23 protein-coding genes and 1 tRNA gene are annotated in these 24,955 nt (G+C 55.9%); 8 read left to right on the forward strand and 16 right to left on the reverse strand.

Annotated features, from left to right (window positions below; genetic code table 11):
* Positions 1-7: 7 nt before the first annotated feature.
* From FHS21_RS20040 to FHS21_RS20055, 4 genes are all read right to left on the reverse strand, one after another.
* Positions 8-1,444 carry an HlyD family type I secretion periplasmic adaptor subunit gene (locus FHS21_RS20040; protein WP_112529750.1) on the reverse strand — a complete coding sequence of 479 codons (1,437 nt, stop codon included), beginning with the start codon at positions 1,442-1,444 and terminating at the stop codon, positions 8-10.
* Positions 1,445-1,455: 11 nt separating this feature from the next.
* Positions 1,456-3,171, reverse strand: a complete 1,716-nt coding sequence (locus FHS21_RS20045) for a type I secretion system permease/ATPase (protein WP_112529632.1) — start codon at positions 3,169-3,171, stop codon at positions 1,456-1,458.
* 91 nt (positions 3,172-3,262) lie between these two features.
* The gene (locus FHS21_RS20050) at positions 3,263-3,832 is read right to left on the reverse strand and encodes a PE-PGRS family protein (RefSeq protein WP_112529634.1); all 570 of its coding nucleotides are present in this window, start codon (positions 3,830-3,832) and stop codon (positions 3,263-3,265) included.
* Between the two features lie 288 nt (positions 3,833-4,120).
* Positions 4,121-5,203 (reverse strand): hypothetical protein, encoded by a 1,083-nt coding sequence (locus tag FHS21_RS20055; protein WP_112529636.1) that lies wholly within the window; start codon positions 5,201-5,203, stop codon positions 4,121-4,123.
* A gap of 791 nt (positions 5,204-5,994) precedes the next feature.
* Between FHS21_RS20055 and FHS21_RS20060 the strand changes: the two genes are divergently transcribed.
* The 3 genes from FHS21_RS20060 to FHS21_RS20070 are packed head-to-tail and all read left to right on the forward strand — an operon-like array spanning position 5,995 to position 9,568.
* A complete protein-coding gene (locus tag FHS21_RS20060) occupies positions 5,995-7,032 on the forward strand; it encodes a gluzincin family metallopeptidase (protein ID WP_183663776.1) in 1,038 nt (345 codons plus the stop codon).
* A 16-nt stretch (positions 7,033-7,048) separates the two neighbouring features.
* On the forward strand, positions 7,049-7,699 hold the full coding sequence (locus FHS21_RS20065; protein ID WP_183663778.1) for a nuclear transport factor 2 family protein: 651 nt from the start codon (positions 7,049-7,051) through the stop codon (positions 7,697-7,699).
* Positions 7,700-7,717: 18 nt separating this feature from the next.
* Positions 7,718-9,568: a hypothetical protein gene (locus FHS21_RS20070; protein WP_112529642.1), complete on the forward strand. Its 1,851-nt coding sequence runs from the start codon at positions 7,718-7,720 to the stop codon at positions 9,566-9,568.
* Here FHS21_RS20070 and FHS21_RS20075 read toward each other — a convergent pair.
* The 5 genes from FHS21_RS20075 to rfbA all read right to left on the reverse strand — a co-directional run bounded on the left by FHS21_RS20075 (position 9,557) and on the right by rfbA (position 16,278).
* Positions 9,557-12,751, reverse strand: coding sequence for an adenylate/guanylate cyclase domain-containing protein (locus tag FHS21_RS20075; RefSeq protein WP_112529644.1), 3,195 nt, complete (start codon positions 12,749-12,751; stop codon positions 9,557-9,559). The genes FHS21_RS20070 and FHS21_RS20075 overlap by 12 nt on opposite strands.
* Before the next feature lie 128 nt (positions 12,752-12,879).
* The gene (gene rfbD / locus FHS21_RS20080; RefSeq protein ID WP_112529646.1) at positions 12,880-13,764 is read right to left on the reverse strand and encodes a dTDP-4-dehydrorhamnose reductase; all 885 of its coding nucleotides are present in this window, start codon (positions 13,762-13,764) and stop codon (positions 12,880-12,882) included.
* Entirely contained in the window at positions 13,761-14,831 is a 1,071-nt protein-coding gene (gene rfbB, locus FHS21_RS20085; RefSeq protein ID WP_112529648.1) for a dTDP-glucose 4,6-dehydratase, read from the reverse strand. Before rfbB ends, rfbD begins: the two co-directional genes overlap by 4 nt.
* A 15-nt stretch (positions 14,832-14,846) precedes the next feature.
* Positions 14,847-15,401 carry a dTDP-4-dehydrorhamnose 3,5-epimerase gene (gene rfbC / locus FHS21_RS20090; protein ID WP_162701917.1) on the reverse strand — a complete coding sequence of 185 codons (555 nt, stop codon included), beginning with the start codon at positions 15,399-15,401 and terminating at the stop codon, positions 14,847-14,849.
* A complete protein-coding gene (gene rfbA / locus FHS21_RS20095; protein ID WP_112529650.1) occupies positions 15,394-16,278 on the reverse strand; it encodes a glucose-1-phosphate thymidylyltransferase RfbA in 885 nt (294 codons plus the stop codon). The genes rfbC and rfbA overlap by 8 nt, the downstream gene beginning before the upstream one ends.
* Before the next feature lie 229 nt (positions 16,279-16,507).
* Here rfbA and FHS21_RS20100 point away from each other — a divergent pair, with 229 nt between their 5' ends.
* Together FHS21_RS20100 and FHS21_RS20105 are read left to right on the forward strand one after the other, a co-directional pair.
* Positions 16,508-17,425 carry a glycosyltransferase family 2 protein gene (locus FHS21_RS20100; protein ID WP_112529755.1) on the forward strand — a complete coding sequence of 306 codons (918 nt, stop codon included), beginning with the start codon at positions 16,508-16,510 and terminating at the stop codon, positions 17,423-17,425.
* Entirely contained in the window at positions 17,418-18,227 is an 810-nt protein-coding gene (locus FHS21_RS20105) for a glycosyltransferase (protein ID WP_112529652.1), read from the forward strand. The genes FHS21_RS20100 and FHS21_RS20105 overlap by 8 nt, the downstream gene beginning before the upstream one ends.
* Positions 18,228-18,229: 2 nt before the next feature.
* Here FHS21_RS20105 and FHS21_RS20110 read toward each other — a convergent pair whose 3' ends face one another.
* The 3 genes from FHS21_RS20110 to FHS21_RS20120 form a co-directional block, all read right to left on the reverse strand.
* Positions 18,230-19,651: a phosphomannomutase gene (locus FHS21_RS20110; RefSeq protein WP_312879905.1), complete on the reverse strand. Its 1,422-nt coding sequence runs from the start codon at positions 19,649-19,651 to the stop codon at positions 18,230-18,232.
* Positions 19,652-19,841: 190 nt separating this feature from the next.
* Positions 19,842-19,915, reverse strand: a tRNA-Gln gene (locus tag FHS21_RS20115).
* 98 nt (positions 19,916-20,013) lie between these two features.
* Entirely contained in the window at positions 20,014-20,769 is a 756-nt protein-coding gene (locus tag FHS21_RS20120) for an NIPSNAP family protein (protein WP_183663783.1), read from the reverse strand.
* A 96-nt stretch (positions 20,770-20,865) separates the two neighbouring features.
* On the opposite strand from FHS21_RS20120, the gene FHS21_RS20125 reads away from it, so the two are divergent.
* Both FHS21_RS20125 and FHS21_RS20130 read left to right on the forward strand, forming a co-directional pair.
* Positions 20,866-21,474: a TetR/AcrR family transcriptional regulator gene (locus tag FHS21_RS20125; protein ID WP_112529658.1), complete on the forward strand. Its 609-nt coding sequence runs from the start codon at positions 20,866-20,868 to the stop codon at positions 21,472-21,474.
* A 90-nt stretch (positions 21,475-21,564) separates the two neighbouring features.
* Positions 21,565-22,515: a DMT family transporter gene (locus FHS21_RS20130; RefSeq protein WP_183663785.1), complete on the forward strand. Its 951-nt coding sequence runs from the start codon at positions 21,565-21,567 to the stop codon at positions 22,513-22,515.
* A 9-nt stretch (positions 22,516-22,524) separates the two neighbouring features.
* On the opposite strand, the gene FHS21_RS20135 is transcribed toward FHS21_RS20130, so the two are convergent.
* Genes FHS21_RS20135 through FHS21_RS20150 form a run of 4 tightly spaced genes read right to left on the reverse strand, consistent with a single transcriptional unit; the run spans position 22,525 to position 24,060 of the window.
* Positions 22,525-22,998, reverse strand: coding sequence for an SRPBCC family protein (locus FHS21_RS20135; protein ID WP_112529662.1), 474 nt, complete (start codon positions 22,996-22,998; stop codon positions 22,525-22,527).
* A gap of 4 nt (positions 22,999-23,002) precedes the next feature.
* Positions 23,003-23,335: an ArsR/SmtB family transcription factor gene (locus FHS21_RS20140; protein ID WP_112529664.1), complete on the reverse strand. Its 333-nt coding sequence runs from the start codon at positions 23,333-23,335 to the stop codon at positions 23,003-23,005.
* A gap of 49 nt (positions 23,336-23,384) precedes the next feature.
* Entirely contained in the window at positions 23,385-23,579 is a 195-nt protein-coding gene (locus FHS21_RS20145; RefSeq protein WP_112529666.1) for an eL24 family ribosomal protein, read from the reverse strand.
* 19 nt (positions 23,580-23,598) lie between these two features.
* On the reverse strand, positions 23,599-24,060 hold the full coding sequence (locus FHS21_RS20150) for an OsmC family protein (protein ID WP_112529668.1): 462 nt from the start codon (positions 24,058-24,060) through the stop codon (positions 23,599-23,601).
* A gap of 103 nt (positions 24,061-24,163) precedes the next feature.
* Between FHS21_RS20150 and FHS21_RS20155 the strand changes: the two genes are divergently transcribed.
* Positions 24,164-24,946 carry an SDR family oxidoreductase gene (locus tag FHS21_RS20155; RefSeq protein ID WP_112529759.1) on the forward strand — a complete coding sequence of 261 codons (783 nt, stop codon included), beginning with the start codon at positions 24,164-24,166 and terminating at the stop codon, positions 24,944-24,946.
* Positions 24,947-24,955 lie beyond the last annotated feature (9 nt).

Consider the following 24,955-nt stretch of genomic DNA (forward strand, 5'->3'; position numbering starts at 1 on the left):
TTCCTGCTCAATCCTCGCGGAACGCCCTGTTGAAACTGTCTATGAGCGGACGGACCGCATAGAAGGCCACAGTGCTTTCCCCGGTTTCGATCAAGGTCTGGGCCGGCATTCCGGGGACCAAACCAACATTCTTCATCTTTGGCAGCCGCTCATCCGTCACTCGGATCGTCGCCGCGTAGTAGGGTAGACCGGTCGCCTTGTCGACAAGGCGGTCGGCGGAAACATATTCGACGAGGCCTTTGAGAAGCGGGACCCGACGTTGATTATATGGGAGGAGGTGAACCTGTGCGGACAGCCCGGAGTGCACGAGGTTGATATCTTCAGGACGGACATGTGCGGTGATGATAAGCCGTCCTTCGCGAGGGACCAGATCGACAATGGGTTCGCCAGCGCCGATGACACCGCCCGCCGTATGGATGCGCAGATCCATGATCACGCCATCTTCCGGGGCCTTGATTTGTGTCCTTGAGAGTTGATCATCGATCGCCCGAAGTCTTTCACTCAGCTGCATTATCTGGCTTTCCGCGTCGCGCAAACCCTGCGCCACCTCGTTCAATCGGTCGTTCTCAATTTTGACAAGGTATGCCTGACTTTCGCCTATCACCTGATAGGCTCGCGAAATCTGTGCAATCACTTCGCCGAGCTGACCATCTATGTCGGCTTTTTCGCGCCCAAGATTGAGAAGCCGGCTCTTTTTCTCGATGCCCTTTGCGACAAGCGGCGTAACAGCGGCAAGCTCCTGCCGGGCGATCTCCGCCCTTTGTGTCAGTCCAGCCTTTTGCGCCGTAAGGCCTGCGATCTCCTGTTGTACTTGCTCCATTTTGCTCTGGGTGATTGCGATCTCGGATCGCATAACCAGCCTGCGCGTCGCGAAAATGCGCTGCTGGCCTATCAGGATGCTATCAACTGCGGGATTCGCTGCCCTGATGGACTCGAGATCCGCGGGATAAACAACGTTACTGCTGCTTGTTCGCTCGGCAGTCAGGCGCGCATGATTTGCCTCGGCATCCCAGAGCTGCCCCTGCAAGGCGTCACGCTCGGAACGAGATTTTGTATCTTCAAGCTGAATCAGGGTCTGTCCGGCTTTGACTGCATCGCCATTCTTGACGAGAATTTGCCGGACAATACCACCTTCAAAATGCTGGATCGTTTTACGGCTCGATTCGGGTTCAACCACACCCGAGGCGATAGCAGCGCTCTTCAAAGGCGCAAAGACAGACCAGGTGCCGAAACCAACGATGAAGGTGCAAATCAAAAGGTTGCCAACCAAGGCGACCTTGCGGAGCCTTGGCATGGGGGACACTGGTGCCAAGGCTGTCGAGGTGTTTGGTGTCGGGGCATAGGTCAAAAATCGTTTTCTGATTCCTGACGTTTCGACGGCGTGCCGAATTGTGGTCAAAGCGCCTGTAAATTTCTCCGGAATGCCGAATTGAACGAGGGCCATGGCGAGCATCCTTATGTCCCTGTCTGTGACGGCGGTTGAAGATAGGTGTCGTAAATTTCGTCGCTATCTCCAAAGGCATCGACGGTCCCGTTGCGCATGATTGCAATCTTGTTGGTGACCGGCAGAATCCCCATCCGGTGGGTGATGACTACCACCGTCATTCCCCTTGCTTTCATACGTTCGATCGCATTGAACAATACCCGCTCGCCGTCATAGTCGAGGCTCGAATTTGGATCGTCGAGCACAACCAGCGATGGGTAGCCGTAAACCGCTCTGGCGAGACCGAGCTGCTGGCGCTGAGCCCGCAGCAGCAAGTTGCCGCCTTCGCCGACGTCGGTCTCGTAGCCTTGCGGCAGCCGCATGATCGCATCGTGCAGACCAACGAGTTTCGCCGCTTCGATTGCCTTGCCGGGACCTGAGCCATCAAGCCGACCGATCACATCCTTGATGGCGCCGCCGAAGAGCTCGATGTCCTGCGGCAGATATCCGATGTGGTGCGTTCCTCCGCAAAGACGCAAGGCCGATATGTCGACGCCGCCAAGGAGCGCGCATCCGCTCGTGGGTTGAAGGACGCCCGCGATAATGCGGCCAAGTGTCGACTTGCCCGATCCAGAAGCGCCAATCAGCGCCACGCAGTCCCCGGGGGCGAGCCGAAGCTTGACTCCGCCCAATAGTGGCCGGCCGGAAAAGGGCAATGCATAACCGACATTGTCAAGGATAAGCCCGCTAGGCTCGGGGACCGGCACCATGCGAGCATCGGTGTCCGAAGCAACAGCGATGAGCATTCTGTTGAGACGATTGAAGGCGTTGCGGGCATAGGCAAAGGAACGCCAGGCACCGATTGCGCCTTCGACTGGAGCGAGGCCGCGGCCGAGCAAAAGGCTGGCGACGAAAATGATGCCGGGGCTGCTGTTTTCGGCCAGGACCAGCCATGTCGCAGCGCCCATCACGAGTATTTGGGTCAAGGTGCGAATGGACTTCGAGAAACCAAGAATTATCTCGGTCCGGTGCATGGCACTATCTTGCGCTTTTCTTGCAACTTCCGCATCGCGATAGACGATCTGCGCTGCACCATCCTGCATACCCATCGCCCGGATGACCTGGATATATTTGAGCGCTGTTGCAAACCGGGTGTAACTCCTTGCCAGCGCAACATTCGCATGGGTGAGTGGTTCGCGCGTGGCAAGTTCGGTAAGCAGCGCGAGCAACAGCAGTGCGATCGCGCTCAAGACGCCGATTGCTCCGAGCAAGGGGTGGACGAGGAAAAGCAGCAGCAGAAAAACTGGCGCCCAAGGCACGTCGAAAAGCAGTGCGCTTGCGGGCGAATCGAGAAATTGGCGCAGAGAGGCGAGGTCCCGGTAGCAATCGGTAGCCACACCCGTATCGGCTCTTGCCGCGTATTCGAATGATGCAGTAAGGACGCAAGGCCGCAAGCGATGGTCGAACCAGCTTCCAATGCGAGAAAGAGCTGCGCGCCGCACAATATCAAGTACGGATCCAACTATGACGGCCACCGCTATGATGAGCGTCAACATCAGCAGCGTATCGGTGCTGCGGCTCGACAAGACGCGATCATATATCTGCAGAAGATAGATGGACGGTGCGAGCAGAAAGAGGTTGTAACCGCAGCTATAGATGAAAACCAGGCCGAATGCTCCGGCACAGGCGCGAAGGGCTACGACCAGATGCGTCGGTTGACGCTGCGATTGTACGAGACTCGTTGTCATGGTCAGGTGCTCACTGAAAGGACAGCCATCTGGTCTCGCTGTCCGGATTTAAGGATCGCCGGTCACAACCGGCGATCCTGGCGAATTGATTTTATGAGCCGAGATCGTGCTGATCGATCGTTCCGAGAACGTTGACGAAATGGTCGAGAGTATTATTGACGGTCGTGGGATCGATATGAACCGCTGTCGACTCGATGTTGCCACCTAGTGCCAGGTTGCCATTGCCGCCATTGCCGCCGACGCCGGCGAGGATAACGGCATCCTGATGGGCCATGAGCTCATTCACCTGGGTAGCCGTCGTGGCTGCAGCAACCGTTGCCGTATTGCCGCCGCTGGAGTTAGACTGGCTGCCATTGGACGATGCATCACCGCCGTCACCGCCGTCACCATTGTTGGTGATGGCAGCAATGAGACCGTGATGTGCCGAGGCATCGCCGCCATTGCCGGCGTCTTTGGCTTCCCAACTGGCTTTTTGCCAGACGTCGTCGCCATTGTACAATTTGGTATGAGCCCCCTCTACGGTTTGTGAGGCGCTGAAATATGCGCTAGGGCTGAAGCTGATATCTCCCTTGTTGTAGCCGTCACCGCCGTTACCGGCATTGGCATCGCCAGCATCGGAATGGTTTAACTGGATCGTGTCAGACAATTGTGGAATAGGCATAATCTTACTCCTTACTTAAGTTTTCCGTGTTTCTCCCACGGCCAGATACCCGCGACGTCATCGTCAGGCAGATTAACCGCCCTGAAAGAGTGCTCGCGATTTTGCTCGTGAACTAGCTGGATATTCGGGGCCGTTCGTTTGGGTGGGGTATGTATCCGGCAGATGGGTGTAATCAATTGAGACAGCCCGAAATGTTACATCGGCGCGGCGCGCCGATTGGCGGTGCATCGAAATCTTCCACGACAAGCGTGGTTTCGAAGGCCGCGAGAAGTCCGGGACGAGTTTGCGCTAGGTGTGCAGGAACGAAAGAATATCATCCACAAGGGCGGAGTGATTATCAGCAAGGCTGCCATCGCCACCGTGGCCTCCAACGCCCCCCATTTGCAATGAGTGCTGATCGAAAAGCACATTATCGATCTGCTGGGCATCCGCTGTGCCGCCCGCGGGCACAGCAATGTTGATCGGATGATAAACACCGACATTGAGGTCGACGAAATTGCCGTTCGAGAAACCTGAGCCACCACTGCCACCGCTGTGGTTGCCGGTGAAAATCGTATCCGAACTCAAATTGAATCCGCCGCCATCGCCGCCGATACCCGCTATCTGGATACCACCCTGATCGAAAATCGCGTTGTTGGTCTGGTGTGCCTCGGCGGAGCCGCCTGCCGCACCGACGGCGATATTGATCGGCGAAAAGATGGCAACATTCACGTCGACCATACTGCCCATGAAATAGCCGTTGCCGCCATGGCCGGCGAACATGTCACCGGTGTAGGTATGTGTTCCGACGCCTCCGGGCGTACTGTCGAATGTCCCGTTGTGGTCTCCGCCGGAACCGCCGACACCGCCAATTTGTGTGGCGCCTTGCTGCATGACGGAATTGTTGGACTGATTGGCAAGTGCGGATGAACCGCTGCCCCATGAGATAGCAGTATTGACAGGCGCAAATACACCGACATCGGAACTCACCATGCCGCCGAAGAAGAGCCCGTTGCCACCGCTTCCGGAATTGTAACTGCCGTCTCCGCCGCCGACAACGGCATTGCCGTTTCCACCGTCTCCGCCCATGCCAGCCATTGCTGTGGAATGCTGATTGATCAGGGCGTTATTACCCTGATGCGCTTCTACCGCGGTGTTGGGACCAGCAATGGCGGCATTGGAGGGTTGGAAGATCGCCATAGGCATGCTGCTGATAAGACCAATGGCAATGCCATCGCCACCACTGCCTGCGGAATATGCGGGACTCGGGACGACCTCGAGGGGCAACCATGTTGGCACCAAAGCCAGGTGACCGGATGCGGAACCAGAGATCGCACTTTGGCTCACGTTCGGGTTAGGTGCTTCTTCCGACATAGGGCGAGTTTCCGGCATTGCGTCTCTCCATTCAGTCCGCAAAACTTGCGTCCATTCTTCGACGTATTGTGAAGTCAGATGAAGAAAAAGAAGAGCCTGTAATTCGGCTATATCCATTTGGGTGGGAGATGGGTGGTAATCAGACTAAACCCTTCTATGTATTCATAGTTGTTCAAGATTGCTATATCATACAGGGTAAGTGAACAATCAATCGACTTACCTTCTGGGAGAGCTGTGATTGTGCAAGCGGGCAAGCAATACAATGATATTTGCCCCGATGGTCGCATTTATAACTCTACATTTTCGATACTATAACAACATTTATAAGCTGTCTCCGCATTTGCAAGTGTGAATGACTGTCAGAGCTCCGAACAAAACACTGCGCCAGCTAGCGCAGTCTTGGTCATTGGGGATGTGTTATGGCTGCTCAGCAAATTCTGATTTGGGAGGACGATCCTGCTTCTCCCGGTGTATTGATTATGGCTGCCAAACCGAACATTGGGCAGATCCCTTTCAAATATACGTTTCCGCCACCGGCTCTTGCCACCAGCCAACATTCAAACACGCCGCAATTCAGGTATTGGAACGCTGCCGCAGCTTTGCGGCGAGGCGCGGATTTTTGGGGTCCGAACGTCGTGAGGGGGCAATGGTTTCGCGGTCCTGCCCTTACCGTGAGACTGGAGGTAGGTCCGGGATGGAACGCCGGCTACGACCGGCAAGCGTTGAATTTCTATTACGGGGTATCATCCGCAGCAACCATATACGCTGTCGCCAGCCCGGATATGCTTTGCCATGAACTGGGTCATGCCATGCTTGATGCGATCGAGGAACTTCTTTGGAACACGCTTGCCCTGGAAATCGAAGCGTTTCATGAATCGTTCGGTGATATGAGTGCAATATTGTGTTCACTCCAAATTCCGTCGATGCGAGATTCCGTTCTGGCGTCTCTGGCAGTGACGGGCGGGAGTCTTTACGTCAGCTCAAGGTTGTCGCGAATTGCTCAGCAATTCGGTACAGCCCTTTACCTAATCTCTCCCAACGACGCCGAGCCGGATTGCCTGCGCAATGCGGTGAACCCTTTCTGCTACTGTGACCCCACCCCCCTGCCACTGAGTGCTCACACAACACAGCTTTCTTCGGATCGTCATTCGTTCTCGCGGATTTTCACCGGTGCCTTGTTCGAAGCAATGGCAGGTATGCTGGCCCTTTATCCTGCACCAACGTCTGCTCAATTGCTCAAGGTCACGGAGGACATGCGAGACATAATGGTCGATGCCGTCAAATCTGCCCGGATTGTGCCGAGCTATTATGCGGAAGTGGCCGCCGAGATGGTGCAGAAAAGTGCCCTGAAAAATCCTGCATATCTGGCAATTTTTCGTGATGCTTTTGTCCGGCGCTGCATCCTCTCACTTGAATCGGCGTCCCGCATCATGTCGGTGCTGAATGGTGCAGTTGACACGAATTCCGAAAGGGTAGGTGACGAAGCCTTGCCGAAACTCGCTCGGCTGGAATCATCCCGTTATGGCCTGAAGGAGCCTTTGTTCGTTCAAATGCCAGCAGACGCGGCAAAGTCTATTGCCCGAAGCGCAACCCCGGACGGACGATCAATGGAGCCGACCAGCCCCGAAGCCGCTGCCACAGCGTTTGTCGATCAATTGTTTATGAAGGGCCTCGTCAACTACGGTGATGTTAGCGACAACTACAACAAGGGTGACAACGGTGACAAGGAAAGCAAGGATCCTGGTCTGGCGCATACCACGCACCGTCTTCAGCGTGAAGGTAAAGAACTTCACTTGATCAGAATCAGATTCAACTGCGGACCAAGGCACGTCTGCTCAAAGTCATGATCGACAGGAGGTTGGGATGTCAGACACATACAGGACGCTTTTTACCCACCGCGCTAGAATGGTAGCTTCGGTGATCGGTTTCAGCTTCTGCCTCGCCTTTGCCGGAGCGGCCATAGCACAAACAAAGGCGGCTGGAAGTGCGCCTTCAACGGGAGGGCCTGCCCCTGGACCAGCCTGTGATAACCATCCGCAGTCAGACTGGCTGATAAATCCCAGCGACCCCGGACCCGTGGATGCCAGGGCAATTTTTAAATTGATTCATCGCTATAACTGGGCTCTGGACGATCACGACTTCGGTCAACTGGACGGGCTTTTTACTGACGATGTATTCTATGAATTGTGCAATGCGGCTGGAGAACAAATTCTCAAGAGGACCGACAAGGACACGCTGGAGATATATCTCAACGGCGTTTTCAACGAACTTACGGCGCAGGATACGCAGACACGGCATATCGAAAGCAACATACTGCTCAATTCCGTGGACACAAACACCATCCAGGGGAAAACGAGTTTGGCGGTGACGCTTCAGCACCCGGATATCGAAACGCCGGTGCTCGACTACACCGCTGCATTCAGAACCGTGTTCAAGCGGGAAGGCGGTGTCTGGAAATTTTCGAGGATCACGCTCATCACCGACGGGCGCAAAATCCAATTCCGGGCGCGTTGAATCTCATCGGAAGCGCTAGTGAGGCACATCAGCCAAATCTTCATTGTCGGAGCCGCGGTCGTCGCCCTCACTCAGGGTTTGGCGAGAAATTCCCAAGGCAGCGACATGAGGCCCGTCAGCAACGGTGCTCGGGGGGGGGATGAGGTTTCGTTTGCTAAGGCGGTGCAGCGCTGGAATGGGCATTTCCTTTGGGAGCCGGCGTCGGCGAGCGGCGACACGATCACCCGGTTCGGGGATGAGACACGCGCTGTGTTCGGTCCGATTCCCGACGGGGACTGCACGGACGGTGCGGCCAAAACAATACCCCTGCAAATCGACGGCAATATTGTCGATCTTAAACCGAATCCGGGAAAGGCCGGGCATCCGCTGGAATTCGAGCATCGCGATAGCGAGGGGAAGGTGGTCAAATGGACAAGCGGTGTTGCGCGATGTGACAAGCCTTCACTGACTGGAAGCGCAACCTATTGCGGCCTGAACTCAAGACTGAACCGTGTCGAAAATGGCGATGTGGAATGGCTTTTCCTTTGCCGCAAGTCGAGCCACAGCCTTGAGGTAGAACCCATCCCCTATTGGCAGCGCTCAAATCCGAAGTTTGCGCTGTTCGGCGTTATCGGGTTCAACAGGCGCTCGGGCGAGATTGTGTTCTTTGACGGCAGAAAAGACTGGGGTGAATTCGACTGGTCGGAGAAATTCGTCCCGCCTGGTGGCCGTTCTTATCACGACAGCGAAGGCCGGGCGGAGGCAGAAGTCCTTTACGACCCGACATTCCAGGTGCAATGCTCCGCTTGCCACGACAACAAAAGTGCCTATGTCATCAACCCCAATATTCAGCAAGCGAGAGTAGGCTATCTTGCCGGAAATCATGATCCGAGAGCGCCCGCCTTCAGTCTGGGCAATTTGCTCCCCGCCGCGCCGCGGAGCAGGTCAACACCGTTCCGCGTTATAGGATCCGGTTACACTGCCACCTATGGCGTCGATCTCGAGCGCGCCATGACAGTCCGGGATCCGACGGGAAACTGCACCGAGTGTCATACCTTGACGACGCAAACGACGGGGCAGCGCTTTGCAGCCGATGCAGTGGCACGAGACCCCGTCATTGCACATCCGAAAAGGTCTCAGTCTCTTCGGCTCAGGGCGGAGCAGCGGAAGTTGCGGGAAATAAACTCTCACAGGACGAAGTGGGCGTCCCGATCCGGCGCCGGGAAAATCCATCCCTGGATGGTTCCGATCGATGGAAATGAATTGTCGGCTCTACCGCCCGAAATCAGTGCCTCAGACTGGAGCGTGTTGAGTAATTGTCTGTGGGGAGCAGGGGGCAACGAGTGCGCTTACGCACCGCTTTATACGTCCTGTCCCGCACCAGAAGCACCGGCGCAGGGCGATAACTCGAAGCCCGAGGGCCTGTCCATTGACGTTGTACGCCCACTGGGCACAGAAGCGATTGCCGACCGGGTAGTTAGGCTGAGCTGGCGCTATCTGAACAGTTACGGCAATGTTCCGCAAAGAGACGATGTGCGATTCAATGTGGCGGTCAAGTCGACGGAAATCCCGACATCAGGTGCAACGCCGTCGCCACTGGACTATCCTGGTTTGGAGGAGGCGACGGATAACAATTTTGTCGCCGTAGACGGCGAGACGGGGACATCTGGTTCGGCCACGCTGATCCGCAACGTTTCCTACTTCGGCCACTCGAAATTCACCGATCCCGTTCCGTCGAAGGATATGCGGGCCTTCAAGCTGGATTTGCCTGCCCAATGCAATCGCCGTTACCTCGTTCGCATAATGCCCAAGAGATTTTGCTTCGACCAAAGCAACGTCACCTATGGGCAGGCCGATCATCTTCTCTATGCTGACGTCTCATGCGATTGAAGAAGGCCGATCATTCTTGATCTTTCCATCGAACGAACGCCTCAGTTCCGTCAGGCTTTGGCTGGCCTTCTGCTCCCACGAGCGCGCTCCTTGTTTGCGCGCAAAAGCAATGGCTTTTTTAAACAATGCTTCGGCAAAGCCGGTCGCATTTTTCTTGCGCAGCACTTCGCCTTTCAGCCGGAGCAGCTCCGCGGTGAAATAGTTTTCATTGGTGTTGCTCACGAGATCCAGCGCTTCGTCAACGGCGTCAGATGCCTTTTCGATTGCCTGAGCCTGAAGATAGCATTCCGCCAGCAGCCCCAGATAGCAAGATTTGTCGATCTCCTGATCGCCGAGGTTATCGCAGGTCTTACGCATCTTTTCCAAGCCGTCAAAGTTGCGGTCAGCGCGGACCATGGCCCAGCCCTCGAAGAACGAGCCCATATTCAGCCACAGCTGAAATCCGTTCTCCGTTGCCAAAGGAATGAGCTCGTTGGTTAGCTCGCGTAGTTTGATGACATCGTTGCGCAGTGCCAACAGAATGCAGCCATTGCCAAGGCAGGCGGCAAGTCTGTAAGCCGACTGCTGACGTGCATCGAGTTCCGCAGCGTCATAGAGGTCAATTGACCTTTGATGTTCACCGAGCAAATGCAATGTCCAGGCGAGGTAAAGCATCGGCATGCTCGGAAAGTCGCTGCCGATTGTGGCCTTATGTGCTTCGTACCCAAGCGAACGTTCGAGATAGTCGCGGGCACCTTTGAGATTACCCTGAGAAAACAGGCTCATACCCTTGAACTGCAGTCCCAGTACCCGGGCCTTGATATGATCGCGTTTCCTGCCGATGTCGAGCAACCGGTCACTAGCCCATTCGGCATCGGCAAAGTGTGCAGAATTGAAGGCCGTACCGAAGAGACCGTCGAGCGCCCGGACAGGCGATTCCGTATCGCCGAGCTCGTCACTCAATCGCATTGCATTTCGGTAAGCATCGCTACCTTCGCGCGTGACATATCCAAATGTCGCGTAGTGCACGTCGCCGATCTCCAGCCAGAGCCGCAACTCCTTCTCTTTGCGCTCGAGCGTAGCCGGAAGCTTATGCAGGCATTCAACGCCATGTGCAAACATGTTTGCGGCTTCTACTTTGGCCCAGGTCTTGCCAACATTCAGACCTGCAGCAAGCCAGCAGTCAGCGGCCCGTTCCAACTCGTCTGCTTCGGAATAGTGTTGTGCCAAGAGCTCTGGATGTTCTGCTGCCAGTTTGGGATAGATCTTCTGAATGGCCTCCGCAACCTTGCCATGAAGTTCGCGGCAACGTTCTCGCAACAAAGTGTCGTGTGCGGCCTCCTGGAGCAGCGCGTGTGTGAATATGTAGCTCTTCCGGTTTGGCTGGGGTGCGAATAATCCCGACTCGACAAGGTGGCGTAACGCGGAATTTAATGAACGAGCCGACAAGCCGCTAAGTCGGCTTAGCAACCTGAGGTCGAATTCCCGTCCAATGACCGCAGCGGTTTGAGCGATCATCTTGCCAGGGCCAAGTTTGTCGAGACGCGACAACAGCGAAGATTGCAGCGAATTCGGAACCCCGACGGACTGCTCCCGCACCTCTGACTCCGAAGGAAAGAGTGGGCCGCCTGTCTCCAGAGCTGTCCGCGCCAATTCTTCGACGTAGAGAGGAACACCCTCGGCTCTGTTCAGCACAGAGGTTTGAATTTCGCTCGGCAGGGGTTTGCCGCCGCTAACATTGCTGACGAGCATACGAGCTTCGTAGTCGCTTAGCCGCTTGAGTGCGATCTTGTGCAAGTTTTCGCCCTTCAACGGCCTGCAAAGTGTCTTCTCACGTGTCGTGATAAGGATCAGCATCGGGAATGATGCCACCTCTTCCAAGAGCGCCTCAAGCACATCGCTCGAAGAAGGGTCGATCCACTGTTCATCCTCGATCGACAGCAGAACGCGGTTGATGCGCGATACGTGATGGAGCCAATCTATGATTATGCGATGCGAAACACTGCGCTGCCGCGGCGCCGTCAGGTCAGAAGGCGGGTAACGGTGCTGGTCGATGGAAAGCAAACCCGCAAATATAGGCAGGGATTCAGCGAGGGGGACATCGCTCAGAGCGAGAATTGCCTCGAGTTTTTCCAGACCCTGCGCGGGATTGTCACCATGAATTCCGGCATAGCGTTTGAGCAATGTGAGAAATGGGAACAGTGCGCTGTTGGAGTATGCGGACGAACACTGAAGCGTCAAATACGTGCATTGCGGCATACGGCGCTGAGCTTCGAAAATGAGCCGCGACTTGCCGATACCGGCTTCACCTGAAACAAGCGATGCCTGACCGCGGTTTTCTGCAACCACCTCTCGCCAGAGTTCGAGCACCTGGGACATTTCGTTGCGGCGGCCGACAAGTTCCGTCAATTGAGTTCGTTTGGCGAAGCGGTTCTCCAGAATTCGCTCTTTTTCGGCCCGCCAGACGTGTATCTGCTTGGAAAAACCTTTCAATGTTTGCTGGCCAAGGTCGGTGAATTCGAATGCGCCGGCGGCATTGTCGTGAGTCTGTTGATCCGTCAAAATGGTTTGCGGCTGCGCCATTGTCTGGAGCCGTTGTGCAAGGTTGGGTATAGATCCTAAAGCGACCGTAGACACGCCTGCAGGCGCTCCGAGAAAATCCCCCACCACCACGAGGCCACTTGCTATTCCTATCCGGACCCGTAAAGGCGGTCCTGCTGCTACCGAGATCTCGGGTACGAGCCTCAGAATATCGAAGGCCAGAGCAAGTGCATGCTCTGCGTCGTCTTCTTCAGCAATCGGATAACCGAATAATGCCTGAAAGGCGTCGCCTATATAGTTGGCCGCAATGCCGTTGTGGCTTCTCACCGCATTGTTGCATTGCCGCAGATAGTCTCGCGTCAGTTTGCTGAAATCCTCCGGATCCAGCAGAACCGCATATTCGGTTGAATCCACCAGATCGCAAAACAGAATGGTCAATGGACGGCGCTCGCCCGAAATTTGCGATAGCTCGCCACTGCCTTCTTCGATCAATCGCGCGATACCCGCGAGAATCTTTTTTCTGGGACCGAGCGGAATCCGCATGCTCTGCAGGTCACTGTCCGAGAGGAGGCGGAGACTATCAAAGTCGACTTGAGATTCCGCGAACGCGTCGGCAAAGTGATCAAGCTTCAGCTTGTTCAACCATTTCCTGACATCCTGCATAGGACCCCCGTGAACCGCCTTGGATCAAGATGGTCTTTGACTCATCACGAATGCCAACAAGAATAACATTATTTTCAATTGCTGACTCAAGCATTCGAGCCGCGGTACTAATCATTCCGAAGTAGTTTTCAGGAAGAGACCAACTTATCTATCACCTGCGCAAGGGAAATATTCCATTTTGGGGCGCGCCAATCGAAAACGTCAAAGAATTTGTCCGTCGACAATCTGGAGTTAAGCGGGCGAGCGGCCTTTGTAGGATATTCAGCGGTAAGAATGTCCCTGACCTCGGCAAGGGGACCGCCTTTATTGCTGCTTGCCGCAAAGATTTCCCTGGCGAACGAGCTCCAGTTCGTATCGCCGCTGCCCGCGAGATGATAGATGCCGAAAGCATCGAATGCCGGGTCTGTCCGCAGCCGGTCGGCAACTCGCAAAATAGCATCTGCTATATCAAGCGCTGATGTGGGATTGCCCCATTGATCCGAAACCACCGACACGGTGTCGCGGCTTTCCGCCAGCTTGAGCATCGTCTTCACAAAGTTCTTGCCGAACGGGCTATAGACCCACGCTGTCCGCAAGATCAGATGGCGAGGGTTGGCGGCAGCGACGGTCATTTCACCCTCGAGTTTCGATTGGCCATAAACGCCGCACGGTCCAGTCGGATCGGTTTCCGTATAAGGCCTATCGCCCTCTCCAGAAAACACATAATCCGTGGAGAGATGGATTACAGGGGCTCCTACCGTCGCGGCAGCTTGCGCCACAATTCCCGCGCCGACTGCATTAACGGCATGGGCCAGCTCGGGTTCGTCCTCGGCAAGATCAACCGCCGTATATGCTGCCGCAGAGACGACCAGATTTGGCCTGGCGGCATAGATTGCTTCGGAGACGGTTTCGGTGCGCGTCAGATCGAACTCCGGGCGTCCGAGAGCAATGAGCTCGATTGAAGGCTGATATGCTGCCCGTTCGATGAGGCTGCGTACGACTTGTCCTTCTCGTCCCGTAACGACAATCCTCATGACGTTCCTTTGGCCGCTGCGCCGAGCCGCTCGCCAGCATAACGCTCACCACGAATTGGCTGCCACCACCACTCATTGTCGAGATACCACTGCACAGTGCGCTCCAGGCCGGTCTCGAACGTTTCCGCAGGCGTCCATCCGAGTTCCCGCTCTATCTTGGAGGCATCTATGGCGTAACGGCGATCATGGCCCGGCCGGTCGGTGACGAAAGTGATCAGGTCGCGATAATGCCGGTTACCGCTCCGGGGACGTTTCTTGTCGAGAATATCACAGATCGTTTCGACGACGCTGAGATTGGTGCGTTCCGCCCGACCACCGATATTATAGCTTTCGCCGGGTTTGCCCTTGGTGACGACCAGTTCGAGTGCGCGGGCGTGATCTTCCACATACAGCCAGTCACGTATATTGGCACCGGCGCCGTAGACGGGCAGGGGCTTGCCATCGAGGGCATTGAGAATGACCAGAGGGATCAGTTTTTCCGGAAAATGGAAGGGACCGTAATTGTTCGAGCAATTCGACAGCACCACAGGCAGGCCATAGGTCTCATGCCAGGCCCGGACCAGATGATCCGAAGCAGCCTTGGAAGCGGAGTAAGGCGACGACGGCGCGTAAGGTGTTTCCTCGGTGAAGATACCGCTGTCGAAAGGAAGGTCGCCGAACACTTCGTCAGTAGAAATATGATGGAATCTGAACGCGGATTTCGTCGGCTCCGAAAGCTCCCGCCAATAGGTCAGCGCCGCATTGAGCATACGGAACGTACCAACGATGTTTGTTTCGATAAAAGCGGCCGGGCCGTCGATAGAGCGATCGACGTGGCTCTCGGCTGCAAGATGCATGATCGCATCGATCTTCTCCTTGCGGAGAAGGCCGAGGATCGTCACATCGTCGCAGATATCGGCCTTGGCGAAGCTGTAATTCGGATGGTTTTCAAGCTGGCGCAATGAAGCGAGATTGCCCGCATAGGTGAGCTTGTCAACATTGACGACATGGTTCTTCGGGTTGGCGGCAAGATGACGGCAGATCGCTGATCCAATGAAGCCGGCGCCGCCAGTAACAAGTATCTTCATGAAATTGATTGCTCCTCAGGGAAAGATATCGGCACCATCGAGCAAGGGCGCCTTCCGGTCCTTGTCAGACAGCTGAATAGCAGCGGCCTCGAAGGGCCAATCAACACCTATGGAAGGATCATCGAAACGGATATTGCGATCGTGTTCGGGTGAATAGTAATCCGTCACCTTATAGATGACCTCGGTGTTTTCCTCCAAGGTCACAAACCCGTGTGCGAAGCCTTTTGGAACAAGGATCTGGTTCCATTTCGTAGCGGACACCTCAAGTGCAAGCCATTTCCCGAAGGTCGGCGATGATCTCCGGATGTCGACAACGACATCGAGTATAGAGCCGCTCACGACGCGGACCAGTTTATCCTGCGCGCGTGGCGGCAATTGGTAGTGCAACCCGCGAAGAACACCCCTGGCAGCCGAAAGAGAGTGATTGTCCTGAACGAATTCAAGATCGATCCCTGCTTTGGCCAGAGCTTGCGCATTATAGGTTTCGGAGAAGAACCCCCTCTCATCGCCGAATTTGGGCGGCTTGATCTCGAACACCCCTGAGAGGGCGAGAGGGTTGACTTCAATCATCGTTTCCGACCTCCGCTGCACGGCGGCGCAAATACGCGGCATATTCGGTCTTGCCCATTTTGGCCGCTCTCTCCAAAACCTGCTCGGCGTTCAGCCAACCCCACTCCAAGCCGATCTCTTCCGGGCAGGCAATCTTGATGCCTTGGCGGTGTTCGATGGTGCGCACGAACGAAGAGGCCTCATGCAGACTGTCGTGCGTCCCCGTATCGAGCCAGGCATAGCCGCGTCCCAATCGCTGGACCCGCAATTCGCCGCGCTCAAGATAGATATTGTTGACGCTGGTAATCTCCAGTTCGCCGCGATGGGAAGGCTTGATGGATCGCGCGATATCGACGACTTCGTTGTCATAGAAATACAGGCCGGTGACAGCCCAGCTCGATTTCGGCTTGATTGGCTTTTCTTCGATGGAAAGCACCTGCCCTGAGGCCTTGTCGAACTCGACGACGCCATAGCGTTGCGGGTTATCGACGTGATAGGCAAAAACTGTGCCGCCCTTTTCGCCGGTCGACGCCTGCTGGCAGAGGTTGGACAGACCATCGCCGAAATAGATATTGTCGCCAAGGATCATTGCAACGCTATCGTCTCCGATAAACTCCCGACCGATGATGAACGCCTCCGCGAGGCCATTCGGATTTGGTTGTTCCGCATAGGAAAAATTCACGCCGAAATCGCGGCCATCCCCCAAAAGCTTCTGGAACAGCGGCAAATCATGCGGTGTTGAAATCACCAGGATGTCACGTATTCCCGCCAGCATTAGAACGCTCAGCGGATAATAGATCATCGGCTTGTCGTAGATGGGAAGCATTTGCTTCGAGACGGCGATGGTCAATGGATAGAGACGTGTACCGCTTCCACCTGCGAGTATTATTCCCTTCATTAGACCTCTTCCTTACATAAGACGCGTAAGAGAACGCGGAAAATAATGTACTGGACAAACAGAACCGATTTCAGCACAAGCGCGGAATGCGGTTCGCTCATCTATGTGGCAGACATTTCGCGGCAATGCCTGGACAAGTCAACCGCGCCGAGGGCTCAGTTCGTTTTGCTTCCAACAGATAACATTTTTTGTAGCGCGATCGCACCAGATAGCGAATCATGGGTTTGAAATGCAAATTGAACGCCAGCCAGAAGTCAGCGGCATTATCGTCACCTATAATCCTGACTTCAAAGGCCTGAAATCGTTACTCGATGCAATCGTTCCGCAACTCGGCTCGGTGATCATCGTCGACAACGGCTCGAAAGCCGATATCGGAACGTGGCTGCGTGAACAGGATGTCCATGTCGACCTTGTAACGCTCGGCGATAATCTGGGCATCGCCAAAGCGCAGAACGTCGGCATCGAACAGGCACGTGCGCATGGATCGGGATTTGTGCTGCTCCTTGATCAGGATAGTCTCCCCGCGCCCGACATGGTGGCGACGCTGCTGGCGGCTGCAAAAGCGCAGATGTCCGAGGGCGTGAATCTCGGATGTGTTGGCCCGCGATATCAAGACACCCGCCAGAACAACCCGCCGCCTTTTATCCGGACAAATGGCTTCCGGCTGGAGCGGCAGGCCTGCGTGACACCCGATGCTGTTGTGGATGTCGACTATCTGATCGCATCTGGCTGTCTCATCCCGATGTCAACGCTCGATGACGTTGGTGGTATGCGGGAGGAATTGTTCATCGACTATGTGGATATCGAGTGGGGTCTGCGGGCGCAGCAGAAGGGTTATCGCTCCTTCGGGGTTTGCGCGGCGCTCATGAAGCATGACCTTGGCGATGAACCGATCTTGTTTCTCGGCAGGCAAATCCCCGTTCATAGTCCGTTGAGGCACTATTACCATTTCAGAAATGCGATTTGGCTCTACCGTCAGCCGTGGTTGCGGTTCAACTGGAAGGTCGTGGACGGGTCCCGCCTGCTGCGAAAGTATATATTCTACAGCCTTATAACCGTGCCCCGGCTTCAGCATGCCAAAATGATGACAATCGGTATCTTTCACGGCCTTTTTGGCAAGATGGGAAAGAGGACCGGCAATGGCTGAACCGCAGGATATCGAGCTCACGGTCTGTATCGTCATCTTCAAACCCGACCGACCGACTGTCCTCAGGACGTTGCAAAGCTTGCGGAATGCGCTTGGTAGCCTGCCGCCATTGCAAGTGAAACTCACCATCGTCGATAATTCGCCCGGGCCTTCCGACCATGCCTGGCTCGTTGCCGCGTGTGGCGATCTGCCTTGCGAAATCATTTCAGGCCAGGGCAATGTAGGCTTCGGTCGAGCCAATAATCTGGTATTGGGCCATACGGGCAAATATCATCTGGTGCTCAATCCGGATGTCGAGATGGAGCAGGACGCGATCAAACAGGCACTGTCATTCATGCGTGACAACGCGGAATGTGGCCTACTTACCCCGCAGGCATTCAATCCCGATGGCAGCAAACAATACCTGTGCAAACGATATCCCACGCTGTTCGATCTTCTGCTGCGCGGGTTTGCGCCGAGCTGGCTCAAATCCTGGTTTCACAAGCGCCTCGACAGGTATGAGATGCATGATCAGCCGGCCAATTCCATCGCATGGGATCCGCCAATCGTCAGCGGCTGCTTCATGTTTTTCCGGGGCGACGTCTACACGAAGTTGAAGGGGTTCGATCCGCGTTACTTGCTGTATTTCGAAGACTTCGACGTCTCGCTCCGCACAGCGGAAATTGCGCGCATCGCCTATGTTCCAACAGTCAGGATCGTCCACGAAGGTGGACGCGCGGCTGACAAAGGTCTTTGGCATATTTGGCAATTTGTACGCTCAGCCGGGATTTTCTTCACGCAGCATACGATGAAAGTGTTCTGACCCTAGCCCGAAACCAGTGTCTCCCGCGCCCGTTTCAAGCCCCACTGCAAAAGCTCCTCGGCCCGCTCGTCCGTTGCCGCTTCCGCATAGCAGCGCAACTCGGGTGCGTTGCCTGAGGCGCGATAGTGGACCACCTCGCCGGTCACAAGCACAATACGAACACCGTCGATAGTATCGTTTTCCTTGATCGTTCCGAGCTCCGCAAAAAAACTTTCCCGGTAGTTACCGTCACCCAGATTTTGCAGGAAAGGTCCGCTCTGGCTCGCATCGACATGTTCGAGGCGGCCGCTGCGTGTAAATCGCGCTGGCAAACTGTCGAGCAGCTTCGACAGTGCAACACCTTCTTTTGCAGCCGCGCCCAAGACAGCAAGCATGGGAAGCATCGCGTCGCGCGTCGGTAAGGCGTCGAGACGTCCGCCATCCGCGGTGACTTGCGAACCCAGCAGAACACCGCCATTGGCCTCGAAACCGACGACGCGCTGGTAGCCGTCCTTGCCGGCCTGTTCCATGCCCTCAATGACATATGGCGAGCCGACGCGTGTGCGATAAACCTTTGAAAACAGGCTGCTAAGTTCGATCGCCGTATTCGAGGTCACAGGGGTGACGACCGCATCCGCATGCAGAAAGTGCGCGGTCAGAAGCCCGACGCTATCTCCGCGCAAAAACGCGCCTTGCTCGTCGGCGATGAGTGGGCGGTCGGCATCGCCGTCCGTGGAAACCAGGGCGTCAAGCTTGTACTTTTTGGCAGCTGCATGGGCAAATTCAACGTCTTCCGGCCGCAACGCTTCGGTATCGACTGGCACGAAGACCTCTGAACGGGCGAGCGCAACCGCGTCCGCGCCGTAGTCTTGCAAGATGGTCACCATCAAATCGCGCGCGACCGAGCTATGCTGATAGACGCCTATCCGTAGTCCAGCCAAGGATTTCGGTGCGAGAAGAGAAGCGCAGCGCCTGATGTAGTTTTCCAGCGCTTCCGATGCGACCGGCAAAGGTTCAGGCGAGGATATGAGCGCGGCCGTTTCCATGTCGAGCGCGGCAAGAATGCCGGCCTCGTCGGCCTTGTCGATTTCACCATCGGGTCGATAGAACTTCAGCCCGTTGCGATCTGCCGGAATGTGGCTGCCTGTCACCATGATGGCCGGCACCTTCAGGCTCATCGCGCGGAAGGCAAGCGCCGGCGTCGGTACCGGGCCGCAGTTTTCGACGGCCACGCCAAATTCCTGCGCCGCGGAAATGCAGGCAGCGGCGATCTGCGGGCTGCTTGATCGCAGATCATATCCGACGAGCATAACGGCAGGAGCTGCGTGAGCGCTTTGCATATGTTTGAGAAACGCCAGCGTATAGGCGCGGCAAACCTGATCCGGCAGTTCTGTTACCAGGCCGCGAAGCCCGCTTGTTCCAAACTTCAAACTTGTCATGGGAATATCATCGTTGTTGAGATCCGGGACACCACTGCTGAGCGCAAACGTCGGCGTTGGGCTTTATCGCTCGTGTAACGCTTTTCACCGGGCATGACAACGCGGGTGTGCAGATGTTCCGGGAGCGATAAATGCGCGACATCCGCTGGAGCGGACCGAAGCGCCAAAATCGTTTGCGAGAAATGATTAATTTTGCTGGCTGGGGAACCTGGATTCGAACCAGGACTAACGGAGTCAGAGTCCGTGGGTCTACCGTTAACCTATTCCCCAAAAAAATGCTGGCAGCATTGGCCGGTGCGGGTCGTCATATAGTTGAATTCCACCGATATGCAAACCCCTGATCTCAAGTTTTTTGGCAACCCGTATGCCTATCTCAATAATGATCTTGCGGTTGGCGAGAGGCGCGCGATGGTCGGCGGTGCTATCAGATGGGTTGCAAACCGCTGTTGCACTGCCCGCCATGCCGGATTGTCATCGAGCAAATCTCTGTATGCCGATTGGTCATCGGCTGAATCGAAACGTGAGAAAGCCACGACGACATTCTCACCGAGGCGCACGGGCAAGCGTGTGAAGGTGTTCGGGCTGTGTTCGGAAGAGAAGGTTGCAATAGCGTGGTTGCCCGCGGCGCGCAGAATGGGAGAAAGGACATCGTCGTAGAAGGCGATAAAGCCCTCGGCCGACGTTTTTAGCTTATACGTAGCAGCTTCTATGATTGCAGGCGAGGTTTCTCCTGAAGTACGTCCAGGACGTTCGTGTGGAAGGGCAAAACCGCCGTCGCGGCCGAGGGGGCACAGCAGAAGAACGTCGTCCGAGTCGATCATGGTATCGTTGGCCGCGTTGCGATGCGCGGCCCAGATGGGACCGTCATAGAAGGCAGTCAGCGCCTGGTGGCGAGCCTGCATGTCACCGAAACCGCGTAGCCAGACAAAGGCGTCGGGATCATCGATATCGCGAAACTGGCCGATGATCTTCATGCCGCATAATTCCTGACTTTCCAGAAAATGCGTATCGAAGAGCGAAATCAAATCGTCGCGCCGTCCCAGATGCAATGTATAGCGGCGCAGTTCCACAATTGGACTATGGAGTTCACTGTCGAGTTTTTGCGCAAGTTTGGCGGTAGCCATGAAATGTTCCTCCCAAAACAAACAGGTTGTCCTGTTTTAATAAAACCGGTTGTCCTGTTTTGTCAATTTGTTATTTTAAGTTTTGAAAGGCGCATCATGACGCAAGACACAATTGAACGGCCCAGACGCATCAACAATCCGCAGGCAATGCGTACACGCATTCTCGACGTTGCTGCCGATCTCTTCCAGCGAAACGGTTATAACGCGACCAGCGTCCATGATGTGGTGCGGGGCGCAGCGACGACCGGTGGCGCGCTACATCATCATTTCGCGACGAAAAAGACCCTCGGCCTCGCTGTCATTGCCGAACGTGTGGCGAAGGAAGTGGACGAGACCGCGATCCAGCCCATCATGACCGCCACCTCCGCCGCTGCTGGCATTCGTGCGGTTTTTACTGGCGTGGCCGATACGCTGGAGCGCAACCGCGCGGTATCTGGCTGCCCGTTGAACAATCTGGCGCTGGAATTATCGCTGGCGGATACGGATTTTCGCGAAGCGGTCAATACTGTCTTCGACCGCTGGCGCTCGGCCCTCTCACTCAGATTGCGAGCCGACAGGCCGGATCTCGACGCATCGCGGGCACATGATCTCGCGACATTGGTGGTCGCGAGTTATTCCGGGGCCATGGCGATGGCCAAGGCGAGCCAGAGCGCCGAGCCGCTGCGAGCATGCGCCAAGCAGCTGGAAACCCTCTTGGGTTCATAAAAGTTTTTCGATTTTAGTGCTTTTCGGCTGGATTGGCTGCGGAAAATAGCCCAAAGCAATCGAAAAACATCTCGATCCAGGAAACGGCCCATGACCACCGCTCCGGCGCGCTTTTTTAGCGCGTCCATATCCTCGGCAGCACGCAGCGGCGTCCTGCTTATGCTCCTCGGTATGTTGATGTTCTCGCTCAACGACGTCATGGGCAAATGGCTCGTATCGACCTATTCCGTTGGCCAGGTGGTTTTCATCCGCAGCATCGCAGCACTCATCGTGCTTGCGCCATTTCTTTGGTTCAACGGACCGGCAAAGATCGTGCAGGTCGATCGACCCTGGCTGCAGGTGGCACGCGTTATTCTTTCCACGGCAGAAGTCTTCGCCTTCTATTTCGCCGTTGTTTATCTGCCGCTCGCCGATGTCATGACCTATTGGCTGGCCGCGCCGATCTATGTGGCGGCCATCTCCCCTTTCGTATTGAAGGAACCTGTGGGCTGGAGACGCTGGACCGCCATCATCGTCGGCTTTGTCGGCGTGGTGATTGCACTCGAGCCCTCGTCGCAAGCGCTGACCCCGCAGGCGATCATCTCCATTCTTGGCAGCATGTTCTTTGCATTCATGCTGCTGCTTGGACGTTCGCTTCGCGGCACCCCCGATACAACGCTGGTCTTCTGGCAGATCGTCGGCGCCGGACTTGCGGGTCTGGTCGCTGTCAGCTTCGCGTGGACGCCGGTTAGCCTGCGCGACCTCGTTCTGCTGGCATTGCTTGGCGTTGTCGCCATGCTCGCGCACGTACTGGTAAACCGGGCGCTGAAGGTTGCCGATGCTGCGACCGTCGCGCCACTGCAATACACGATGCTTTTCTGGGCGATCGTCTTCGGCTGGCTGGTATTCGGAGATGTGCCGCGCATATCGATGCTCGTCGGATCAGGCTTCATCATCGCGTCGGGACTGTTCATCTTCTTCGGGGAACAGCAGTTGAAGCGCCAGGGCAGGATCAAGGCGCCTGTCGAGACCGTAGTCACGGGGTCGGGTGAAGCGCCTTGATACAGTGGGTCAAGCGTTGACGCCCGTGTTTTCCAGGGATCTGCCCAATGCATCCAGGAGTTCTTCCATGCCTTGCATGCGCACGGACGGGTCGTCGAAGCCGTCGAGATAGGCACCTTGTTCGGTCAGCACCAGCCTCGTGCCGTGGCCCTCGGGGCGAAGCTCGATCGTCGCAAGTGACACCGAGATGCGTTTGTCGTCGAGGTGCATGTCATAGGTGTATATAATGCGCTCATCCGGCACGATGTCCTGGTAGACGGCTACGAAGGTGTGCACCGGCCCGCCCTTCGGACCACCGCTGCTGATCTCCCGCCCGCCAACACGGAAATCCATTTCATATTTGCCCTGGCCCCATTCGTCGGGGCCGCCAAACCATTTGGCCTTTGCCTGCTTGTCGCTGAGCGCAAAAAATACGCGCGCTGGAGAGGCCGAATAGCTGCGTTCGAGGACGAAGGTGTCGTGTGTCACGGATCGTTTTGTCATTGATCTATCCTTTTTCCTGATCAGCGAGAAAATCACCCAGTCTGTCGAGGCGATGTTCCCAGGTCTTGCGCCGTTCCAGCATCCACTCTTCCGCGGTTTGCAGAGCTGCCCATTCGATATGGCAGGTGCGAACGCGCCCGATCTTTTCCGAGCGGATAAGTCCGCTCGCTTCCAGCACCTGCAAATGCTGAACCACCGCTGGCAGTGACATGGCAAACGGTTTGGCGAGTTCGCTGACCGAGGCGGGTCCGCGGCTCAACCGTTCAACCATGATGCGGCGTGAGGGATCCGCCAGCGCCTGGAACATGAGATCGAGTGGTGCTTGTTGGTTAAGCATGTGCTTAAGTATTGCGATCGAGGAAAATTGTCAATGGAATTTTTTAGTTCTAGACGCTTTCGTAACCTCGGCGCTGGAGCGCCGCCTCAAAATGATTGATCGCTTTTTCGAACTTGTCACGGCAGCCCGTGTTGCAGAATCCGACGACTGCGCCGTTGTAAAGCGTCAAGCTATCCGCCTTAATTGGATCTCCCGACCAAGGGCAGGTGGTGTTGATCGCATCGCCGATCTTGAGTTCAGACATGATATTTCCTCCTGTGAGTTCAGACGGGCTGAACGTCGATATGGGTGAGCACGGAATTGGCAATGAAACATTGCTCGTGCGCCTCATGGTGCAGGTGTTGCTCCGTTGCTGCGTCCGGCGTTGCACCAGCATAGGTTACATGTGGTTTCAGCGTGACGCGACTGACACAGAGCCTTCCCTGATTGTTCTTGGCGAGTTCGCCTTCCGCGGCATCACGGTATTCGTCGATGACAAATCCCTTCCTGGCGGCGCCGCTAAGAAAAAACAGCATGTGACAGCTCGACAGTGACGCGACGAAAGCCTCTTCGGGATCGACATTCTCCGCCGTGGAATAGGGCAGGCGGACAATATGCGGTGAAGACGAAGCCGGCACCTCGGCACCGCCGTCAAACAGCCAGACATGCGCCCGGCTATATTTGTTGTCTGTGAAAGCAGCGCCTTCCGGCCGCGTCCATAGAATAGTTGCACCGAATGTCGTCATGGCTTTTGGGTTTCCCGAATACGATTTTGTTTGAGGTCAAGCTTGTCAAAACATGCTGGAATTGTCGATAAGGGATGACACGGGAACAACCGGCGAGGACATCATGGATCTGGGTATCAAAGGCAAGCGCGCCATCGTCTGCGCAAGTTCAAAGGGACTTGGCCGCGGCGTTGCGGAAAAACTGGCCGAGGCTGGCGTCGACTTGACGCTGAATGCGCGCACCGAGGCGACGTTGCGCGCCACGGCCAATGAGATTGCGGACAAGTATGGCGTCAAGGTTCAGATCGTTGCCGAGGACGTGACGACGGAGACCGGGCGCAACGCACTGCTGAAGGCGGAACCGCAACCGGATATCCTCGTCAACAATGCTGGTGGTCCGCCAGCGGGCAACTGGTCCGAGTGGGGCGAAGAGGAATGGCTGAAGGCGATCAACAACAATATGCTGACGCCGATCCTTTTAATGAACGCGATCTTGCCCGGCATGATCGAGCGGGAATGGGGGCGCGTGCTCAATATCACGTCGGGCTCGGTGAAATCTCCGATCTCTTCGCTTGGGCTTTCCAACGCTGCACGCAATGGCCTGACCGGTTTCGTTGCCGGCACGGCGCGGCAAGTGGCCAAGCATGGTGTGATCATCAACAATATTCTTCCCGGATCGCATGATACGGATCGGACCAAGGGCTTTCTGGAGCGCACGGCGCAAGCCAAGGGTATTTCCATCGAAGAGGCGCGCGCCGAAGCCTATGCGGAAAATCCTGCCGGACGATATGGGACGGCAGAGGAGTTCGGCGCCGCCGCGGCTTTTCTATGCAGCCAGTATTCCGGTTTTATCGTCGGCCAGAACCTGTTGCTCGACGGTGGTGCTTACAATTCGACGCAGGGATAGAGCGACTCA

Source organism: Phyllobacterium trifolii, from assembly GCF_014192095.1.
Lineage (GTDB): Bacteria > Pseudomonadota > Alphaproteobacteria > Rhizobiales > Rhizobiaceae > Phyllobacterium > Phyllobacterium trifolii.

Bases quoted from the DNA above. Each gene is read 5' to 3' on its own strand.
- FHS21_RS20145 (WP_112529666.1), bottom strand. From the start codon at position 23,579: ATGTCTGAACTCAAGATCGGCGATGCGATCAACACCACCTGCCCTTGG.
- FHS21_RS20130 (WP_183663785.1), top strand. From the start codon at position 21,565: ATGACCACCGCTCCGGCGCGCTTTTTTAGCGCGTCCATATCCTCGGCA.
- FHS21_RS20045 (WP_112529632.1), bottom strand. From the start codon at position 3,171: ATGACAACGAGTCTCGTACAATCGCAGCGTCAACCGACGCATCTGGTC.
- FHS21_RS20150 (WP_112529668.1), bottom strand. From the start codon at position 24,060: ATGACGACATTCGGTGCAACTATTCTATGGACGCGGCCGGAAGGCGCT.
- FHS21_RS20065 (WP_183663778.1), top strand. From the start codon at position 7,049: ATGTCAGACACATACAGGACGCTTTTTACCCACCGCGCTAGAATGGTA.
- FHS21_RS20040 (WP_112529750.1), bottom strand. From the start codon at position 1,444: ATGGCCCTCGTTCAATTCGGCATTCCGGAGAAATTTACAGGCGCTTTG.
- FHS21_RS20050 (WP_112529634.1), bottom strand. From the start codon at position 3,832: ATGCCTATTCCACAATTGTCTGACACGATCCAGTTAAACCATTCCGAT.
- FHS21_RS20060 (WP_183663776.1), top strand. From the start codon at position 5,995: ATGCTTGATGCGATCGAGGAACTTCTTTGGAACACGCTTGCCCTGGAA.
- FHS21_RS20100 (WP_112529755.1), top strand. From the start codon at position 16,508: ATGCAAATTGAACGCCAGCCAGAAGTCAGCGGCATTATCGTCACCTAT.
- FHS21_RS20120 (WP_183663783.1), bottom strand. From the start codon at position 20,769: ATGGCTACCGCCAAACTTGCGCAAAAACTCGACAGTGAACTCCATAGT.
- FHS21_RS20135 (WP_112529662.1), bottom strand. From the start codon at position 22,998: ATGACAAAACGATCCGTGACACACGACACCTTCGTCCTCGAACGCAGC.
- rfbA (WP_112529650.1), bottom strand. From the start codon at position 16,278: ATGAAGGGAATAATACTCGCAGGTGGAAGCGGTACACGTCTCTATCCA.
- rfbB (WP_112529648.1), bottom strand. From the start codon at position 14,831: ATGAAGATACTTGTTACTGGCGGCGCCGGCTTCATTGGATCAGCGATC.
- FHS21_RS20125 (WP_112529658.1), top strand. From the start codon at position 20,866: ATGACGCAAGACACAATTGAACGGCCCAGACGCATCAACAATCCGCAG.
- FHS21_RS20055 (WP_112529636.1), bottom strand. From the start codon at position 5,203: ATGCCGGAAACTCGCCCTATGTCGGAAGAAGCACCTAACCCGAACGTG.
- FHS21_RS20105 (WP_112529652.1), top strand. From the start codon at position 17,418: ATGGCTGAACCGCAGGATATCGAGCTCACGGTCTGTATCGTCATCTTC.
- rfbD (WP_112529646.1), bottom strand. From the start codon at position 13,764: ATGAGGATTGTCGTTACGGGACGAGAAGGACAAGTCGTACGCAGCCTC.
- FHS21_RS20075 (WP_112529644.1), bottom strand. From the start codon at position 12,751: ATGCAGGATGTCAGGAAATGGTTGAACAAGCTGAAGCTTGATCACTTT.
- FHS21_RS20140 (WP_112529664.1), bottom strand. From the start codon at position 23,335: ATGCTTAACCAACAAGCACCACTCGATCTCATGTTCCAGGCGCTGGCG.
- rfbC (WP_162701917.1), bottom strand. From the start codon at position 15,401: ATGATTGAAGTCAACCCTCTCGCCCTCTCAGGGGTGTTCGAGATCAAG.
- FHS21_RS20155 (WP_112529759.1), top strand. From the start codon at position 24,164: ATGGATCTGGGTATCAAAGGCAAGCGCGCCATCGTCTGCGCAAGTTCA.